Here is a 17523-nt window from a genome sequence, read left to right as displayed (position 1 = left end):
GTCAGTTGACCTCGGAGTTCGCCACGGTGAAGCGCGCGTCGACGTGCTGGGGATCCTCGACGTCGTCGACGAGGGCGACGGCGAAGTCCTCGGCGGAGATCCGTTCACCGGCGGGTGCGTCGGTGCCGACGGCGTAGTAGCCGGTGCGTTCGCCCGGGGCGATCTCCGGGGCGGGGGAGAGCATCGTCCACGGCGAGTAGTCGCCTGCCCGGAGCATCTCGAGGGCGCGGGTGCCCGTCTCCGCCTCGGCCTTGTAGGCGCTGGGGAACCCGGGGGCGTCCTTGAGCATCGTCTCGCCGTCGACGAGCAGGGATCCGGCGCCGCCGACGACGTAGAGCGGGGTGTCGCCGCTGGCCTCGGCGAGGGTCTGCAGCGCCTGCAGCCATTCGCCGTGGTCGCCGCCGGTGCGGCTGGGGCCGGTGGCGGAGATGATGACGTCGTGGTCGGCGGCGACCTGCGCATCGAGGGCGGCATCGGCCATGTCGCCGGTGAGGCTGCGGGCGACGCCGGGGACCTCGGTGCCCGTGCGGGTGATCGCCGTGACCTCGAGTCCGCGGCCGGCGGCTTCGGCCGCCACGCGCGAGCCGACCATTCCCGAAGCTCCGAAGAGTGCGATTCTCATGATGAGTCCTTCCGTGGTGTGCGGTTCCTGATGCAGTGACGATATACTGAGGATACAAGGTACCTCAAAGAAACTATTGGAGTTCTCGCACAATGATCGACTGGGAAGGCGACGCGTTCGACCCCGACTGTCCCACGCGCATCGTCCTCGACCGCCTCGGCGACAAATGGACGGTGCTCATCATCGAGACCCTCGAGGAGGGGCCGCGCCGTTTCAACGAGATCCGCCTGGCCGTCGGCGGCATCACCCCGAAGGTGCTCACCTCGACGCTGCGGTCCCTGACCGCTGACGGGCTCATCGCGCGCGAGGCCTTCGCCGAGGTGCCCCCGCGGGTCGAGTACCGACTCACCGACCTCGGTCGCTCCCTGCTCGAACCGGTCGCGACGCTGCGACGCTGGGCCGAGCTCAACGTCGCGCGGATCGAACACAACCGGGAGGCCGCCGAGGTGGCCGCTGAGACGGCGCTGCTGAGCTGAGGGGGCGCGCGGTCAAGGGGCCTTCGGGCCTGCCGAGCAGAGCGGTGCGCCGGGTCAGGCGTCGGCGATGCGGGCGAGCACCTCGGCGAGATCCCGCAGCTCACCGGCGATCCGGTACTGCCGGGGATGGCCGGAGCGGACCCAGTTGTTCGTGATCATCGACGCGCTCGCGCCGTTCGTCGTCGCCTTGAACTCGTCGACGTCGAGGGGCGCGGTGCGATCGGCGAGGAGCCGGGCCCGGAGCGCGGGGGAAAGGTTCTCCCAGTGGTCGGCGGCCTCGTAGCCGATGACATGCCAGTCCCGGCCGCCCTCACGGTAGGCCAGCGGGCGCTGCGGAACAGTCACGGTGGGCGGTGCCGCTTCCGGAGCTGTCGCCTCGGAAGCTGCCGCGGCCCCGGACGGGCGTCCGGCACGCGGGTCGAGCCGGCCCGCCGGTGTGCGGTCATCGAAGAGCACGGCAGGTCCGGGGGCGGCGACCGTCATCGGGTCGTCGAGGCCGGTGACGGCCTGCGGGGGAGTGCCGGGGATGATGAGCGCTGAAGTCATAGGACGATCATGCCCGACTTCGCGAGCTCCGGCGACACGGTCCCCCCACTGGGACTCGAACCCAGACTGAATCGATTTTAAGTCGACTGCCTCTGCCGATTGGGCTACAGGGGGTGACGGTGCCGTGTCCGCAGTGGCGCTGCGCGGACAGCGTGCTCATCGCCAGCATCACTATATCGTCCCCGCCTGGGGCCGCGATCTGAGACACGACCGCGTCCGTGCTGACCAGGGACTAGCCTCACCCCATGACGATGCCCGCGCCCAGCCGACAGGCCTGGGTCATCCTCGTCGTCGGAGTGCTCGCGCAGATGGCGGCGACCGTGGCGATCACCGGTCCGGCATTCCTCATCCCGTACCTCCACACCGAGCTCGGCTACTCGCTCACGCGCGCCGGGACCGTCGGCGTCGCCCCGAGCTTCGGACTCATCCTCACGCTCATCGCCTGGGGTGCGTTCGCCGACAGGTTCGGCGAGCGGCTCGCGATGACGCTCGGCCTCGGGCTCACCGCGCTCGCCTCCGCGGCAGCCGTCCCGCTCTCCTCGTCGCCGGCCTGGCTCATCGTCACCCTTGCCCTCGCCGGGGCCGCCGCGGCCTCGGTGAACTCGGCGAGCGGACGCGTCGTCATCGGCTGGTTTCCCCGGCATCGGCGCGGCCTCGCCATGGGCATCCGCCAGATGTCGCAGCCCTTGGGCACGAGCGTCGCCGCCCTCGCCGTCCCGCCGCTCGCCGCAGCCGGCGGCATCACGGCCTACCTCTGGTTTGCTACCGCCGTCACCGCGGTGATGACGATCGTCACCGTCGCTCTCGTCCGGAACCCTCCCCGCGCCGAGGCGGTCCGCCCTCCCAGCGCACCGGAGCACGGACAGCCCGGCGCCGCCTCGGCGACGAACCCCTATCGCTCCGACGGATTCCTCTGGCGCATCCACACGGTCTCCGCCCTCCTCGTCGTCCCGCAGTTCGCGTTCTCGACCTACGGGCTCATCTGGCTCATCGCCAACCAGGGAGTGCCCGCCGCGGTCGCCGGCGGGATCGTCGCGGCCGCGCAGATCGTCGGCGCGCTCGGTCGCCTCATCATCGGCGCCGCCTCCGACGCCCTCGGCTCCCGGGTCGCCCTCATCCGCCTCGTCGCCGTCGCCGCCTGCGTCCTCACCCTCGCCGTCGCCCTCATCTCGCTCACCCCGCTGCCCGTCGTCGCCGCGCTCGTCTTCGTCCTCGCCTCGACGGTGTCGGTGGCCGACAACGGACTCGCCTTCGCCTCGGTGGCCGAGGCCGCGGGGCCGCGCTGGTCGGGGAAGGCGCTCGGGGCGCAGAACACGGGGCAGTTCGCGGTCTCGGCGCTCGTCGGACCCGGGCTGGGGGCGCTCATCACCGCCTTCGGGTATCCGTGGGCCTTCGTCATCGTCGCCGCCGCACCGCTGATCGGCGCGGCCCTGGTTCCGAAACACGACATCGATCGCATAACCTGATGTTCACCTCGCACCAGTACCGTCCGAGGCGCCGGGGTCGTGACCGGGTCGCGACGACATCCCCCACACCGGCAGCTGAGCAGTGAAGGAGTCTTCGTGTCCATCCTCCCGAACGAGAACCTGCGTGAGTACATCGACAAGCTCAGGGTCGAAGGCTACACGGTCGCCGACAGCCACACGACCGATCCGCAGCTCATCGACCCGATGGGACGGGCGGTCGAGACGTGGCGCGAGGGCTACCCGTACCCGGAGCTGATGAATCGGGAGGAGTACGAACTCGAGAAGTACCGGCTCCAGGTCGAACTGCTGAAGTTCCAGTACTGGGGGCAGGACACGGGCGCGAAGCACGTCATCGTCTTCGAGGGCCGCGACGCCGCCGGCAAGGGCGGGACGATCAAGCGCTTCACCGAACACCTCAACCCGCGCGCGGCCCGGGTCGTCGCGCTCAACAAGCCCTCTGACCGGGAGGCCGGGCAGTGGTACTTCCAGCGCTACATCAGCCACCTGCCGACGAACGGCGAGATCGTCATGTTCGACCGGTCCTGGTACAACCGGGCCAATGTCGAACGCGTCATGGACTTCTGCACCGACGATGAGTACGAGCGGTTCATGGAGCAGGCTCCCGTGTTCGAGAAGATGCTCATCGACTCCGGTGTCCACGTCACGAAGTTCTGGTTCTCCGTCACCCAGCGCGAACAGCGCACCCGCTTCGCGATCCGCCAGATCGATCCGGTCCGACGGTGGAAGCTCTCGCCGATGGACCTCGAGTCGCTGGGACGCTGGGACGACTACACGTTCGCGAAGGAGGAGACGTTCCGCCGCACGGACACTGATCACGCCCCGTGGATCACGATCAAGAGCAATGACAAGAAGCGCGCCCGCCTCAACGCGATGCGCTACTTCCTCAACCAGTTCGACTACGCGGGCAAGGACACCTCGATCGTCTACGAACCGGATCCGCTCATCGTCCGCCGCGGTCGCGACGCCGTCGACGACTGAGCGGCCGCGGCACGAACAGTCGGCCCCCGTGCGGTGCACGGGAGCCGGTGTCGTTCTCAGGCGGGCATCTCGGGAGGTCCGTCGTCGGAGGATTCGCCGGTGAGGACCTCACCGACGTCGACGAGGCCGTCGTCGTCGGCCGCGCTGCCGGGCGCGTCGGCGCGGTGCTCGTCCGTCGTTCCGTCGGTGCCCGCTGCGCTGCCGCGCACGGTGTCGCCGTCCTCGTCGGTCGACACCTGCGGTGCTTTCGTCACCGCGGCTGCAGGCTCGGAGCTCTTGTCGGGGCTTGTGTCGGGGCTTGAGGTCTCATCGGGCGGGGTGGTCTCGGAGCTCATGAGCATGTCCTTTCATCAGAGGTGCGGTCAGCGCGGTGCTCACCGCTGGGGGCTTGGAGGTGCCTCGACGGTCAGGGCGTCGGCTGACCGCCGTTGACGTTGAGGGTCTCACCGACGACGTAGCTCGACTCCGGGGACGTGAGGAACACGTAGGCGGGCGCCACCTCGGTGGGCTGGCCGGCGCGACCGAGAGCGGTGTCCTTGCCGAACTCGGGCAGGGCGTCCTTCGGCTGTCCGTCGGAGACCTGCAATGGGGTCCAGAACGGTCCCGGAGCGACGGCGTTGACGCGGATGCCGCGGGGTGCGAGCTGCTGGGCGAGGCCCTTCGAGAAGTTGTTGATCGCGGCCTTCGTCGAGGCGTAGTCGAGGAGGTGGGCCGAGGGACTGTACGCCTGCACCGAGGTGGAGTTGACGATCGTCGATCCCGGGGCCAGCACCTCGGCGGCGGCCTTGCTGATGTGGAAGATCGCAGCGATGTTCGTCTGGAACGTCTTCGCCCACTGCTCGTCGGTGAGATCGGAGATCGCCTCGACGGAGATCTGCGGCCGGCGTTGTTGACCACGGCATCGAGCCCGCCGAGGGCGTCGGCGGCGTCTGTGACGAGGTCCGCGCAGAACTGCGGGTCGGTGAGGTCGCCGGGGAAGAGGTGGACCGCGCGTCCGGTCGCCTCGATGACGCGCTTGACCTCGTCGGCGTCGGGCTGCTCGACGGGGAGGTAGTTGAGCGCGACGTCAGCGCCCTCGCGGGCGAAGGCGATCGCGATCGCCGCCCCGAGGCCCGAGTCGCCTCCCGTGATGAGAGCTCTGCGGCCCTCGAGCCTGCCCGTTCCGCGATACGAGTCCTCACCGCGATCGGTCTGGGGTTCGAGGTCGCGATCGAGACCCGGTTCGGGCTGATCCTGCCGGGGCGGGGTGATGCTGGGATAGCGGGTGACGGGGTTCTGGAACGTCAGCTGATCGGTGTCATTCGCCATGGTCGAGGCTCCTTCGATCGGTGCCGGGTTTCAGGCATGGTGCCTTGTCATCGACGTTACTCAGACCCGGCCGCCCGTGCAAGCGCGGGGAGAGGTTCGCCGGGGACTCACACCTGACGCCCACGGCACGATGCGGAACGGTGCAGACGTTCAACGGGGGATGATCGTCTGCGGGCGCGGAACGGCGAAGTTCAGCCACCTCGGCGATATGGGAGGGCGGAGAAAGCATGCGGCCGGGTGGAAGGGGAAAGACCACCCGGCCGGAACCGTGGAGCGCGTGAGCGCAGAGTGCCGCTACCTGCGGCGGGATTCAGATGCGGTCGGCGGACTCGCGCTGGGCCTTCTTCGCGGCTTTGCGTTTCTTGTGACCGGCGAAGCTGAAGAGGAAGAGGATGATGGTGAGGAGGAGGAAGATCCCGCCCGCACCGATGCCCGCGTCGACCCAGAACTGGGGCGGGAAGAGGCGGATGAGGGAGTCGTCGGCGTAGAACTCCCACGTCCCGTCGGCGAAGAAGACGCGGTGGAATCCGCGGAAGAAGCTCTCCCAGCCCAGCAGCGCGACGACGGCGAGGCCGGCCATCGCGATGAAGCTGAAGATCGCGCCGAGGCGGAACCCGATGCGCATGCCCATCCCGTTCCTGCGCGAGAGGTAGAGGGAGAAGAGGACCGTGCCGATGAAGCCGATGATCGCGATGAGGTAGAGGAGGGAGATGAGGCCCTTGACGTCGGCCATGTGGTCGAGCTCGGAGGAGATGAAGACGGGTTCGCCGTTGGGCATGACGACATCGGCGAGGTAGCGGCGCGAGTCGAGGTTGTGGAGGTAGTCGATGACGTACGTGCCGTAGTGCTCGCGGTCGGCGGAGCCGAAGCCGAACTGATCGGCAGGGAAGCCGGGGCGGAAGTACTCGAACTTGAGGAACATCCCCGAGGCGATCGCGCGCACGGAGAGCGCGAGGAGCATGAACGGCACGGACAGGGCGATCCAGATCGTGCCGATGATGTCGAGGGGGTTCCGGCGGCGTTCGGGGTACTCCGGCTCGTGCGTGTCGGTCGACGTCGCGGCCTTCGTCACCGCCGCCCAGTCCTCCTCGCTCATCACCGAGGGGCGGGAAGCGCTCCCCGGCGTCGTCGCGGCCGCACCGTTGGCAGGGACCTCGCGAGTGCGGGCGGTCTCCTGCGGCGCATTCGAGTGGGCGGGTGCCACGCGCACCGGGCCGGTCGACGGGCGGGGCTCCTCCTTGAGGATGGGATCCTTGATCGGATCGAACGCCTCGGTGTCGGTCGACGGGTCGTTCGCGGCCTCGAGAGGCGCCGAGGACTTGTCGGCAGCGCTCGTCGACCCTGAGCTCATGCGCCTGCTCAGGAGGTCTTCGGTCTCGTTCTTCTCGTCTCCAGCCACGCTCCCATTGTCAGTGACAGGGTGCGCCGAGCCCGGGAGGACACGCCACGGACCCCGATATCGCCGAGGCGGTCGGCCCCTGGCATTGTCACGGGCAGTCCTCACTTGAGGACGCCGCCCCTCACCCGAGGAGAGCGGCGACGATGACGAGGGCCGGCACGGCAAGGACCGTGGTGATGAAGACGGCATCGCGCATGAGCGCCTCGGATTGGCGATACTGCATCGCGTAGATGTAGACGTTCTGCGCCGTCGGCAGGGCGGAGGTGACGACGATGGCGAACAGGTCGATGCCCGTATAGCCCAGCAGCGGGCCGCCGATCGCCCAGGCGATGACCGGCTGGGCGACGAGTTTGCCGACGGTGATGTAGCTCAGCTGCGAACGGGTGCCCTTGATCGGCAGCGCCCACCCGTCCTTAAGAGAGATGCCGAACGCGAGCAGGGCGCCGGGCACCGCCGTCGCCCCGATCATGTCGATCGGCTCGAAGATGAACCGCGGGAGCTCGAATCCCGTCGCCGAGGCGGCCACTCCTGCCGCCGCCCCGAGCAGGATCGGGTTCTTCGCGACCTGGAGGATCGTGGTGTACCAGTGAGTGTCGTGCTTCTTCTTGCCCGCGCCGTCGAGGACGGTCATGCCGATCGGGGCGAGGACGATGAGCTGGAAGAGCAGGACGGGGGGCGACGTAGCCGACGTCGTGGAGGACGTAGGCGGCGATCGGGATCCCGAGGTTGCCGATGTTGACGTAGCTGACCGCCCACGCGGAGAACATCGCCTCGCCGGTGCTGCGTTTGCGCACCCAGCGGGTGAGGGCGAAGAGGAGGAGCCCGACGATGATCGCCGACCCGCCGGTGGCGAGCAGCGCCGTATTGAAGATCAGCCCGAGGTCGGTCTGGGAGACCGTGACGTAGAGCAGCGTCGGGGTGCCCGCGTAGAAGACGAGCTTCGCGATGACCTGCTGTCCGCTGGGCCCGAGGACTCCGGAGCGCCCGAGGAGGAACCCGACGAGGATGACCCCCGCGATGACGGCGAATCCTTCGAATACGGCCAGCATGGGCTACCGGTGATCCTCGTTTCTGTGAGTGGTCGGGTCAGTCCTTCGCCGGGACTGCGTCGACGGCGAAGTGGGCGGCCGCGGCACTCGCGGCGGTCACGGTGAAGACGGCGGGCCAGGCCCCGATCTTCTTCGCCAGCGGGTGCGAGAGACCGAACCCGCCGAGGTAGGCGAGGCTGAGGGCGGTCGCCGTGGGCCAACCGCGCTTGACGTACCACGTGCGTGCCGCGTATGCGCCGGCGGCGGCGAGGACGACCCCGCCGAGGGGGCGGATCCCGGTCTCGCGGGCGGTGAGAAACCCGCCGATGAGGCCGAGGCCGACGAGTGGGGCAGTGGAGACTTCCTGGGCATCCTTCATGCCCCCAGTCTAGGGAGGCCCCTGATGACTCGGGACGGCGGTCTCACGACGAGGAACGTCGATGTCGCGGCGGCAGTGGGAGCTGGCGGAGTCCGGTGGAGCGGAGAGGACCGGATCGACGCTCCCGAACGGAGGGGCCCGGGTCCCTCAGCCGAAGGTCAGCTGGATCACCGAGGCGATGCCGAGGGCGGCGATGAGACAGACGGAGACGGTGATGGAGATGACCGCCCACGGTGTGGGCTGACCGCGTTCGGCGCGGATCGACCCGGCGCCGATGCGGTATCGGTCGGCCTGCATGGCGATCGCCGCGATGGCGAGGCCGAGGCAGAGGACGAAGACGGAGACGGAGACGACGGGGAAGATCGTGATCCAGCGGATGAAGAGGAGACTGACGACGGTCATCGTCAGGCTCGTCCGCAGCCACGACTGGGTCGTCCGCTCCGGCTGCAGGCCCGGATCCTCGTGCGGCATGTACCGCGTCGACTTCGACGGGGTCACAGCACCCCGGAGAAGACGAGGACGAGGAGACCGGCACCGAGCGCCGAGGCGAGGCTGACGATGGGGATGATGAGCGGCAGGGGCAGCGACTCCTTGCGCCGCATCGCCGACTCGATGCGGAACCAGCGGAAGGCGGCTCCGGCGGCGAGGACGAATCCGATGGCCATGAGCACGATCGACAGCGTCGCGCGCAGCCCGGGGGAGAAGATCGCCCCGGTGAACGCCTCGACCGCGATGCCGCCGCCGATGAACGCCAGCGACGTGCGGATCCAGGAGAGGAACGTCCGCTCGTTCGCGAGCGTGAACCGCGGGTCGGGATCCTCCCCGTCGGGGAACATCCGCTGGGCGAGCCTGCTGCGCGTGTCGTCGTGTGCCACGTCTTTGAGAATACATCCGCGTCCCACTCCCGGGCCGTCACCGTTCACAGTGTGATGCGGCGGTGACCACCGTCTGCGGTCACCGCCGGTGTCCGCCGACCCGTGTCAGTGGCGCCGGATACGCTCCCCACATGACGGATCACCAGCAGTTGGACGAGCGGATCGGGCGCATCACCCGCACCCCTTTCCGCTCGCGCTTCCACCTCCGCGACTCCGACCTCGACTACATCGCCGCACGCGACATGGACACGATGAAGCGGCACGCAGAGGACTTCATCGCCACCCGACTGGCCCCGCGCAATCCGCCACGCGACGGCAAGCAGACCCCGTGGAAGGGCCACCCCGTCTTCCTCGCCCAGCACGCCACGGCGACGTGCTGTCGCACGTGCCTGCAGTCCAGCCACGGCATCGCCGCCGGTCGTGCGCTCACTGCCGCCGAACAGTCCGAGGTCGTCGCCGTCATCTGCCGGTGGATCGAACTCGAGCTCGCCTCCGCCCCCGCCCGACGGTCCGTGCCGAGACCGCCGACCGCGGCGTCGAGGAGATCGCAGAGGACGGTGAGGCAGCCCGCCCTCTTCTGATCCATCGCCTGCGTCTCTGCACCCGTGTCCCACCCTGTGAGGCAGCACGCGGTCGTGCCTCCGTGCTGACGTAGCATGAACGCAGACCCTGCCGACCGGACCGGTGACGTTCGCGTCGGCAGTGCCGGAGACGACGAAGGAGACGTATGACCGACGGACCGAGCCAACCGCCAGCACCGCCGCAGGACTCCGGTCACGGCACCGTCGGTGAGGCCGAGGGCAGACCGAAGTGGAAGGTCATCGGCCCGGGCCTCGTCGTGGCGGCCACCGGTGTCGGTGCCGCCGACATGGTCGCCACGCTCGTCGCCGGCAGCCGGTACGGCTATGCGCTGCTGTGGGCCGTCATCGTCGGCGTCCTCCTCAAGATCATCCTCGTCGAAGGCGCCGGACGCTACACCCTGGCCACCGGCAAGACGATCTTCGAGGGCTGGCGGTCACTGGGCCGGTGGACGACCTGGTACTTCGGCCCCTACATCATCATCTGGGGCTTCGTCTACGGTGCGACGGCGATGAGTTCGGCGGCCTTGCCGCTGGCCGCGCTCTTCCCCATGGTGCCGCTGACGGTGTGGGCCGTCCTCATGGGGCTCGCCGGCTTCACGATGGTGTGGCTGGGCCGGTACACGGTGTTCGAGAGGATCACCGCGGTCCTCGTCGGGATCATGTTCGTCACCGTCGTCGGCCTCGCCGTCATCGCCGTGCCCAATGTGCCGGAGATGCTCCGCGGCCTCATCCCGCTCATCCCCGACGGCGGGGTCGTCTACACGCTCGCGCTCGCCGGTGGCGTCGGCGGCACGATCACCCTGGCCGCCTACGGGTACTGGCTGCGGGAGAAGGGGTGGATCACGCCCAAGTGGATGCGCGTGATGCGCATCGACAACACGATGGCCTACGTCATGACCGGCATCTTCGTCATCGCGATGCTCATCGTCGGCGCCGAGGTGGTCCGCTCCGCCGGCGTCGCCCTCTCCGCCGGGGATGAGGGACTCCTCGACCTCACCGATGTCCTCAAGGCCCGCTACGGCGACGTCGTCGGCGTCGGCTTCCTCGTCGGATTCTGGGCGGCATCGTTCTCCTCGATCATCGGAGTGTGGAACGGCGTCTCGCTGATGTTCGCCGACTTCTGGGGCCACATGCGCAAGAAGCCCGCCGGGCACCCGGACACGCTGACCGGCGGCAAGTACTTCAAGTTCTACCTCCTGTGGCTGACGTTCCCGCCGATGATCCTCTTCCTCCTCGACCGGCCGATCGGGCTCATCCTGACCTACGGCGTGCTCGGGGCGCTGTTCATGCCGTTCCTCGCCCTCACCCTCCTCGGCCTGCTCAACGGCAAGCGCGTGCCGAAGGAATGGGCGAACCGGTGGCACACGAACCTTGCGCTCGGGATCACCGCACTCCTCTTCCTCATCCTCGGCGTCCAACAGCTCATCGATGCCCTTTCCCCGCTGTGGAGCTGAGATGCCGTGCTGAGGCGCGGCAGCGGCGCTGACGCTGCCGGCCCGGCCGCTCACCGGCTGCGCTGAGGGAGGGCAGGCGGACGATAAGCTGGGAGGTGAGATGGCAGACGAGAACTCGGCAGCACCCGAGCACCAGAACACCTCCCGGAACGACGAGCGCCGTACCGATGAGCGCCCGGTGAGCAGCGAGCGCCCGGCCGATGAGCGCACTCCCAGCGAGCGGTCCCGCGGCAGAAGAGGATCCCGCCGAGGCGGGTCGGCGAAGCGCCGCGGCCGCCGGGGCATGACCGGGGCCGAGCACCGCGAGCGCCGTGCCCGCCTGCGGGAGTCGCGGGCCGCCCACCCCGTGGCGGTGACATACCCGGAGGAACTTCCGGTCAGTGCGGCGAAGGATGAGATCGCCGAGGCGATCCGCGACAACCAGGTCGTCATCATCGCCGGTGAGACCGGGTCGGGCAAGACGACGCAGCTGCCGAAGATCTGCCTCGACCTCGGCCTCGGCGTCGAGGGCATGATCGGTCACACCCAGCCGCGGCGCATCGCCGCGCGCACCGTGGCCGAACGCATCGCCGACGAACTCGGCGAGGACCTCGGGGGCACCGTCGGCTATCAGGTGCGGTTCACCGCGCAGGTCGCCGACGAGACCCGGATCAAGGTGATGACCGACGGCATCCTCCTCTCCGAGCTCTCCCGCGACAAACTGCTGCGCGACTACGAGGTCATCATCATCGACGAGGCGCACGAACGCAGCCTCAACATCGACTTCCTCCTCGGCTACCTCAAAGAGGTGCGCCGGCAGCGGCCCGATCTCAAGATCATCATCACCTCGGCGACGATCGACCCCGAATCCTTCTCGCAGCACTTCGACGACGCCCCGATCATCGAAGTCGAGGGCCGAACCTATCCGGTCGAGGTCCGCTACCGGCCCCTGACCGACGACACCGCCGACGATGACGTCGATGGACCCGGCGAATCCGGGGACTACGAGACCGGGGTCGAGGACCAGATCGACGGCATCATCGCCGCTGTCGACGAACTCAGCGCCGAAGAACCGGGCGACATCCTCGTCTTCCTCTCCGGAGAGCGCGAGATCCGCGACACCGCTGACGCCCTCGAGGCGCATGTGCGGAAGAACCCGCGGATGCGCCAGTGGGAGGTCATCCCGCTCTTCGCCCGGCTCTCGGCCGGTGAGCAGCAGAAGGTCTTCCGACCCCATTCGCGTCCGCGCATCGTCCTCGCCACGAACGTCGCCGAGACGTCCCTGACGGTGCCGGGCATCAAATACGTCATCGACGTCGGCACCGCCCGCATCTCCCGCTACTCCAACCGGACCCGAGTCCAGCGGCTGCCGATCGAGCGGATCTCGCAGGCCAGCGCGAACCAGCGCAAGGGCCGCTCCGGACGGACGAGCGAGGGCATCACAATCCGTCTCTACTCGGAGGCCGACTTCGAGTCCCGGCCGGAGTTCACCGACCCTGAGATCCTGCGGACCAACCTCGCCAGCGTCATCCTCCAGATGGCCGACCTCGGGTTCGCCTCATCCGACGAGGAGATCCTCGGCTTCCCGTTCCTCACCCCGCCCGATGCCAAGGCAGTCCGTGACGGGCGCACGCTCCTCGCCGAACTCGGGGCACTGACGAGTGACAAGTCGGGCGCCATCACGGTGACCCCGACCGGCAGGAAGCTCTCCGTCCTCCCCATCGACCCCAGGCTGGCGCGGATGGTCATCGCCGGTGCCGAGGCCGGGGTAGGGGGAGAGGTCCTCGTCATCGTCGCCGCCCTGTCGATCCAGGATCCGCGCGAGCGCCCCACCGAGGTGCGGGCCGCCGCCGATGAGAAGCACGCCCGGTTCGTCCATCGCGGCAGCGACTTCCTCTCCTACCTCAACCTGTGGAACTACCTCGAGGACGCGCAGGCGTCGATGTCGTCGTCGAAGTTCCGTCGGCAGATGAAGGCCGAGTTCCTCAACTTCGTCCGGATCCGCGAATGGCAGGACCTCGTCGGCCAGCTCCGCTCCCTGCTCGGGTCCGCGGGCATCCGGGTCGACCGTCCGACCTGGCGTCAGGGCGACACCGAGGCGGCTGCCGGCGGAGATGACAGCCGTGCCGGACGAGACGGTGCCGGACACCAGGGGGCGAACCGCCGAGTTCAGGGCCGCGGTCAGGGGGCGGTCGCCTCGGCGAGGACATCGTCTGAGAACCGAAGCGGACAGGGCAAAATCGGGTTCGCCGAGCTCACGGCGGCGAAGAAGCAGGCGAAGAAGGCCCGCGGGGGAGTCGAGCCGGGCCGCGGAGCCGACGCCGCGGCGATGAAGCTCGACCTGCGAGCCGTGGCGATCCACCGGGCGCTGCTCACCGGGCTGCTGTCGATGATCGGGTCGCGCTCGGAGAAGCACAAGGACTACCAGGGGGCGCGCGGCACGCGGTTCGCGATCTTCCCGGGATCGGGGCTGTTCAAGGTCAATCCCGACTTCGTCATGGCCGCCGAGCTCGTCGAGACCTCGCGGCTGTGGGCGCGCACGGTCGCGGCGATCGACCCCGACTGGGTCATCGACGCCGCTGGCGACCTCGTGACCCGGCAGCATTCGGAACCGCACTGGTCGCGGACGGCGGGGGCGGCGATGGTGCACGAGAAGATCGCGCTCTACGGCGTCACGCTCGCCAGCGACAGACGGGTCGGCTACGGCACGATCGATGCGGCCGCGGCCAGGGACATGCTCATCCGCAACGGCCTCATCGACGGTGACTGGCGTGAGCGGTTCGGCTTCCTCGACCACAATGCCGCCGTCGTCGAGGAGGCGGAGGAACTCGCCTCGCGGACCAGGAACCGTCGGGTCCTCGACCAGGACGACGCCCTCTTCGACTTCTACGATGCCAGGATTCCCGCCACGGTCACCTCGGCGGCGGATCTCCGGTCGTGGTGGAAGGGGCAGAAGCGGCGCGATCCGCACCTGCTCGACCTCACGACCGCGGTGCTGCTCAGCGAAGACAGCGAGTCGCTGACCGCCTCGGTGGCTGAGGACTATCCCATGGAATGGGAGCTCGCCGACGGGACGGCGGCGAAGCTGCGCTACTCGTTCGACCCCGGATCGACGGAGGACGGGGTCACCGTCGAGATCCCGGCAGCGGCGGTCCCGCTCGTCGATCCCAACGAGTTCAGCTGGCAGGTGCCGGGTCTGCGCGAGGAGCTCGTCGCCGCCTACATCCGGTCGCTGCCGAAGAACAAGCGACGCTACTTCGTTCCCGCCCCGGACGTCGCGCGGGAGATCCTGCCCGCCCTCACCCCGTATCAGGGGAGCCTTCCCGAGGTGCTCGCCGCCCACCTCAGTGACCGCGCGGGCGGCGGAGGCCTCCAGGACCTCGTGCCGATCACCGTGTCGGCCGACGACTTCGATCGGGAGCGGATTCCCGCGCATCTGCGCATCCGCTTCCGCCTCGTCGACGGGACGAGGACCGTCGGCCTCGGTGAGGACCTCAGCGTGCTGACGAAGACCGCGAAGCCGCAGGTGAAGAAGGCGCGCGTGAAGGCCTCGGCATTCACCGAGAAGCGGGGGCTGACCTCGTGGAGCATCGGGCAGCTGGCGGATCCGGACACCGCCGATGCCGGTGTCGTGCCCGGGCTCGCCGATCGCGGAGAGAGCGTCGACCTCGTCGCCTTCGACACCGCGGTCCAGGCGCGCCTGGCCAGCCGGGAGGCGGTCATCACCCTGCTCAGCCTGGGTGCGGGTGAGGCGCTGAACTATCTGCGGGACGGGCTGACGACGGAGGAGAAGCTCGTCCTCGCCGGGCATCAGAAGCGCTCCGATGAGCTGCTCGCCGCCATCGTGCGCGCCGGCGTGCGCGGCATCGTCGAGTCCGAGCTCGGACCTGCCGAGACGTCGTGGGTCGGCGATGAGGCGGCATTCTCCCGGCTGCGGACTGCGGTGAATGCGCAGATCACCGAGGTCACGGCGACGCTGCTGCCTGCGGTCATCACGGCGCTGCGCCGCGCCACCGAGCTCGAGAAGCTGATGTCGTCGGCGTCGTCGCTGACGATCCTCGCCAATCTCGCCGATGTCCAGCCTGGACCGGATCACGGGTCAGTGCGGCGGCGATCGCGGCGATGACACCGGCGATGGTGAGCGCTCTGCCGCGGTGGGTCGAGGCGGAGACGGTCCGCATCGGCGCCATGCAGGACTCTCCGATGCGTGATCGTCAGCTCATGGATCGGGTGACCGGCAGCGCCGAGGCGGTCGCGAAGAAGCTCGCGACCCGTTTCCCGGGACTGGGATCCGAGCCGTGGAACCGGTGGCTCGTCGCGGTGCCGAGTGAGTGGCGAGCGGTGCTCGTCCAGCTCGAGGAGCTGCGCGTCAGCCTCTACGCGAACGGCTTGGGCACCCCGCAGCCGGTCTCGGAGAAGCGCATCGCGAAGGCCCTGGCCCTGCTGTAGCCGGTCGCCGTTCGTCGTTCGCGGGTCGGCCTCAGTGAGCGACGGCGCTTCGGTGGTCGTGCGTCTCGGGGTCCTCTGGCCCCGGTGCGAGCGACCCATCCCGCACGTGGAGTTGCACACACACCGCGTGCACGGGGTGTGTGTCGTGCTCCGGGTAGTTCTCGCGAAGCTGCGCGGTGTGTGCGGAGCTCAGCGGTGTGCATCGCGCGCCGAGGTGGGTGTGGCGTTAGAGTGAAGTCGTGAGCGATCGTTTGACTCGAGCGAAGGCAATCGCCGATGAACTGGCTGCGCTGGACGACGAGGAAACGATGGACCTCCTCTACGGTTCACGAGTGGTCGGTGTCGGCATCGGAGGCACGACAAGGGTTGCGCAGTTTCGAGGGTCGAAGGTTTTCATCAAGCAGATGCCGCTCACCGCTGAGCAGAATCTCGCTCCCACTGCGACACGGAGCTGGCTCGATCTGCCTGTCACCAGTCACTACGGTCTCGTCAGTCCTTCGCACGGCGTCGGAAGAGAGCTGGCTGCTCATCAGCTCACCTCTGCTTGGGTGTGGGAACGCGAGGCCGACTTCTTCCCGCTGCTGCTGGACTGGCGCATTGCGGATGTCACTTGCGATGTCGACTTCAGTGAGTTCGATGTCGCAGAGGTCCGTCAACGGTGGGGGAGATATTGGCCGAAGATCCGAAGAGAGATCGATTCCCTCCGAGCGTCACGCAGCAGCCTGCTGCTCGTGCTCGAATATGTTCCAGAGACGTTGGCATCGTGGCTGCGCAGCAGCGTCGCCTCCCGGCGAGCAGGAACCATATTCTCCGACGCCGTCGCCCAAATCCTCGAGGCGACGACGTGGATGAAGTCGCGACATTTCCAGCACTTCGATCTGCATCCGGGCAACATTCTGGTTCGCGATGGCACGCTGCTATTCAGCGATTTCGGATTGGCTCTTCACTCATCCTTCGTTCTCAGCTCCGCAGAAGAGAACGCGATGTCCGCGCATGGCGACTTTGATCGTGACACCGCCCTCATGCACCTGTTCCACTGGCTGCTCTATGAAATGGGATTTGAATCGCGGGAGCAGAGGTTGAAGCTTCTGCGGTCATTTGCGAACGGTTCTCGGCAGATCGTGCCCGACCCGGTGCGCGAGGCGCTCGGCGACAGCGCGGGGCTCCTGATGGACCATGCACACACTGTTGTCGCCATGACGGACATGTACGACGCTCTGGTCGTCGATGTGACCGCGACAGACTACGGCCGAACGACCCGGGCGACGCGCTGGTGAAGCCGCAGGTGGCCTGTTGCGTCGGTGCGATCGACCCATCACGCACGTGGAGTTGCATGCACACCGCGTGCACGGGGTGCGTGTCGTGCTCAGGGTAGTTCTCGTGAAGCCGCGCGGTGTGTGTGGTGCTCAGCGGTGTGCATCGCGCGCCGAGGCGGGAGTGGAGCTCCGGGTGGCGTGTGACGCTTCGGGTAGTGCGCAGTGCGCCGCAGGCGTCCGGACGCCGCCGGGGTCCGAGCGCCGCAACGATCCCGACGTCGCGAGGCCTCCGGCGGTCCGCCGGAGCTACATCGGGGCGGGGTTGCCGGTGAGGTATCCGGCGAACAGCCACCACAGGGGCAGTGCCGCGGCGACGAGGAGCGCTGCGGCCGCCCAGGAGATCCGCCAGCGCCAGGTGCGGCGGCGCGAACCGATGAAGAGGAACGCGATCCACAGCAGCACGCAGAGGGCACCCGAGAGGCTGAGGAAGACGATTCCGACGACGTCCCACCCTGTGGTGCCGAGATCGAACATGAACTTCGCGATCTGCGCGATCGACAGGGAGAAGAGCACCGCCAGCGCGAGCAGCGGGACTCCGAGGACGCCGGCGATGATGAGCGGGGAGGCCTTGAGCCACCGCTCCTTCGGCTCCGACCGGCCGGCGTAGTCAACGTATTCCTCAGTCATCGCCACTCAGCCTAAGCGG

Annotated in this window: 18 protein-coding genes, 1 tRNA gene and 1 pseudogene; 8 read left to right on the top strand and 12 right to left on the bottom strand. The window is 68.4% G+C overall.

Annotated elements, in window-relative coordinates; translation table 11 throughout:
- Position 1: 1 nt before the first annotated feature.
- Complete coding sequence (locus tag AC2W7K_RS08985; RefSeq protein ID WP_198498265.1) at positions 2 to 622, bottom strand: NAD(P)-dependent oxidoreductase; 621 nt, start codon at positions 620 to 622, stop codon at positions 2 to 4.
- Positions 623 to 714: 92 nt separating this feature from the next.
- Between AC2W7K_RS08985 and AC2W7K_RS08980 the strand changes: the two genes are divergently transcribed.
- Complete coding sequence (locus tag AC2W7K_RS08980) at positions 715 to 1098, top strand: winged helix-turn-helix transcriptional regulator (RefSeq protein WP_198498266.1); 384 nt, start codon at positions 715 to 717, stop codon at positions 1096 to 1098.
- Between the two features lie 54 nt (positions 1099 to 1152).
- Here AC2W7K_RS08980 and AC2W7K_RS08975 read toward each other — a convergent pair whose 3' ends face one another.
- Together AC2W7K_RS08975 and AC2W7K_RS08970 are read right to left on the bottom strand one after the other, a co-directional pair.
- Positions 1153 to 1644, bottom strand: a complete 492-nt coding sequence (locus tag AC2W7K_RS08975; protein WP_198498267.1) for a hypothetical protein — start codon at positions 1642 to 1644, stop codon at positions 1153 to 1155.
- Between the two features lie 40 nt (positions 1645 to 1684).
- Positions 1685 to 1758: transfer RNA gene (locus AC2W7K_RS08970), tRNA-Leu, on the bottom strand.
- 131 nt (positions 1759 to 1889) lie between these two features.
- Here AC2W7K_RS08970 and AC2W7K_RS08965 point away from each other — a divergent pair.
- On the top strand, positions 1890 to 3110 hold the full coding sequence (locus AC2W7K_RS08965) for an MFS transporter (protein WP_198498268.1): 1221 nt from the start codon (positions 1890 to 1892) through the stop codon (positions 3108 to 3110).
- Between the two features lie 96 nt (positions 3111 to 3206).
- The gene (gene ppk2, locus AC2W7K_RS08960) at positions 3207 to 4109 is read left to right on the top strand and encodes a polyphosphate kinase 2 (protein ID WP_137824258.1); all 903 of its coding nucleotides are present in this window, start codon (positions 3207 to 3209) and stop codon (positions 4107 to 4109) included.
- Positions 4110 to 4165: 56 nt separating this feature from the next.
- Here the strand turns inward: ppk2 and AC2W7K_RS08955 are convergent, their stop codons facing one another.
- From AC2W7K_RS08955 to AC2W7K_RS08920, 8 genes and pseudogenes are all read right to left on the bottom strand, one after another.
- The gene (locus tag AC2W7K_RS08955) at positions 4166 to 4444 is read right to left on the bottom strand and encodes a hypothetical protein (protein ID WP_198498269.1); all 279 of its coding nucleotides are present in this window, start codon (positions 4442 to 4444) and stop codon (positions 4166 to 4168) included.
- Positions 4445 to 4515: 71 nt separating this feature from the next.
- Positions 4516 to 5417: pseudogene (locus AC2W7K_RS08950) on the bottom strand (SDR family oxidoreductase).
- Between the two features lie 310 nt (positions 5418 to 5727).
- Positions 5728 to 6816 (bottom strand): TIGR01906 family membrane protein, encoded by a 1089-nt coding sequence (locus AC2W7K_RS08945; RefSeq protein ID WP_232623535.1) that lies wholly within the window; start codon positions 6814 to 6816, stop codon positions 5728 to 5730.
- A gap of 121 nt (positions 6817 to 6937) precedes the next feature.
- Entirely contained in the window at positions 6938 to 7342 is a 405-nt protein-coding gene (locus AC2W7K_RS08940; protein WP_486006022.1) for an AEC family transporter, read from the bottom strand.
- Positions 7230 to 7865 (bottom strand): AEC family transporter, encoded by a 636-nt coding sequence (locus AC2W7K_RS08935; RefSeq protein ID WP_486006021.1) that lies wholly within the window; start codon positions 7863 to 7865, stop codon positions 7230 to 7232. Before AC2W7K_RS08935 ends, AC2W7K_RS08940 begins: the two co-directional genes overlap by 113 nt.
- Before the next feature lie 37 nt (positions 7866 to 7902).
- Entirely contained in the window at positions 7903 to 8223 is a 321-nt protein-coding gene (locus tag AC2W7K_RS08930; protein WP_198498272.1) for a hypothetical protein, read from the bottom strand.
- 147 nt (positions 8224 to 8370) lie between these two features.
- The gene (locus tag AC2W7K_RS08925; protein ID WP_198498273.1) at positions 8371 to 8694 is read right to left on the bottom strand and encodes a DUF202 domain-containing protein; all 324 of its coding nucleotides are present in this window, start codon (positions 8692 to 8694) and stop codon (positions 8371 to 8373) included.
- Positions 8695 to 8717: 23 nt separating this feature from the next.
- The gene (locus tag AC2W7K_RS08920) at positions 8718 to 9098 is read right to left on the bottom strand and encodes a YidH family protein (RefSeq protein ID WP_137824252.1); all 381 of its coding nucleotides are present in this window, start codon (positions 9096 to 9098) and stop codon (positions 8718 to 8720) included.
- Between the two features lie 131 nt (positions 9099 to 9229).
- Between AC2W7K_RS08920 and AC2W7K_RS08915 the strand changes: the two genes are divergently transcribed.
- The 5 genes from AC2W7K_RS08915 (at position 9230) to AC2W7K_RS08895 (ending at position 16838) form a co-directional block, all read left to right on the top strand.
- Positions 9230 to 9679 carry a DUF4186 domain-containing protein gene (locus AC2W7K_RS08915; protein WP_198498274.1) on the top strand — a complete coding sequence of 150 codons (450 nt, stop codon included), beginning with the start codon at positions 9230 to 9232 and terminating at the stop codon, positions 9677 to 9679.
- Positions 9680 to 9825: 146 nt separating this feature from the next.
- A complete protein-coding gene (locus tag AC2W7K_RS08910; protein ID WP_198498275.1) occupies positions 9826 to 11133 on the top strand; it encodes an Nramp family divalent metal transporter in 1308 nt (435 codons plus the stop codon).
- A gap of 100 nt (positions 11134 to 11233) precedes the next feature.
- Complete coding sequence (gene hrpA, locus AC2W7K_RS08905; RefSeq protein ID WP_486006020.1) at positions 11234 to 15238, top strand: ATP-dependent RNA helicase HrpA; 4005 nt, start codon at positions 11234 to 11236, stop codon at positions 15236 to 15238.
- Positions 15235 to 15561 carry a DUF3418 domain-containing protein gene (locus tag AC2W7K_RS08900; protein ID WP_486006019.1) on the top strand — a complete coding sequence of 109 codons (327 nt, stop codon included), beginning with the start codon at positions 15235 to 15237 and terminating at the stop codon, positions 15559 to 15561. Before hrpA ends, AC2W7K_RS08900 begins: the two co-directional genes overlap by 4 nt.
- Before the next feature lie 239 nt (positions 15562 to 15800).
- Positions 15801 to 16838, top strand: coding sequence for a protein kinase domain-containing protein (locus AC2W7K_RS08895; protein WP_198498277.1), 1038 nt, complete (start codon positions 15801 to 15803; stop codon positions 16836 to 16838).
- A 285-nt stretch (positions 16839 to 17123) separates the two neighbouring features.
- Here the strand turns inward: AC2W7K_RS08895 and AC2W7K_RS08890 are convergent, their stop codons facing one another.
- Complete coding sequence (locus AC2W7K_RS08890; protein ID WP_198498278.1) at positions 17124 to 17504, bottom strand: hypothetical protein; 381 nt, start codon at positions 17502 to 17504, stop codon at positions 17124 to 17126.
- Positions 17505 to 17523 lie beyond the last annotated feature (19 nt).

The sequence above is a fragment of the Brevibacterium sp. LAARM2_SD2 genome (assembly GCF_057364785.1).
Note: the sequence above shows the minus strand (reverse complement) of the source record. Positions and strands in the feature narration are given on the sequence as shown.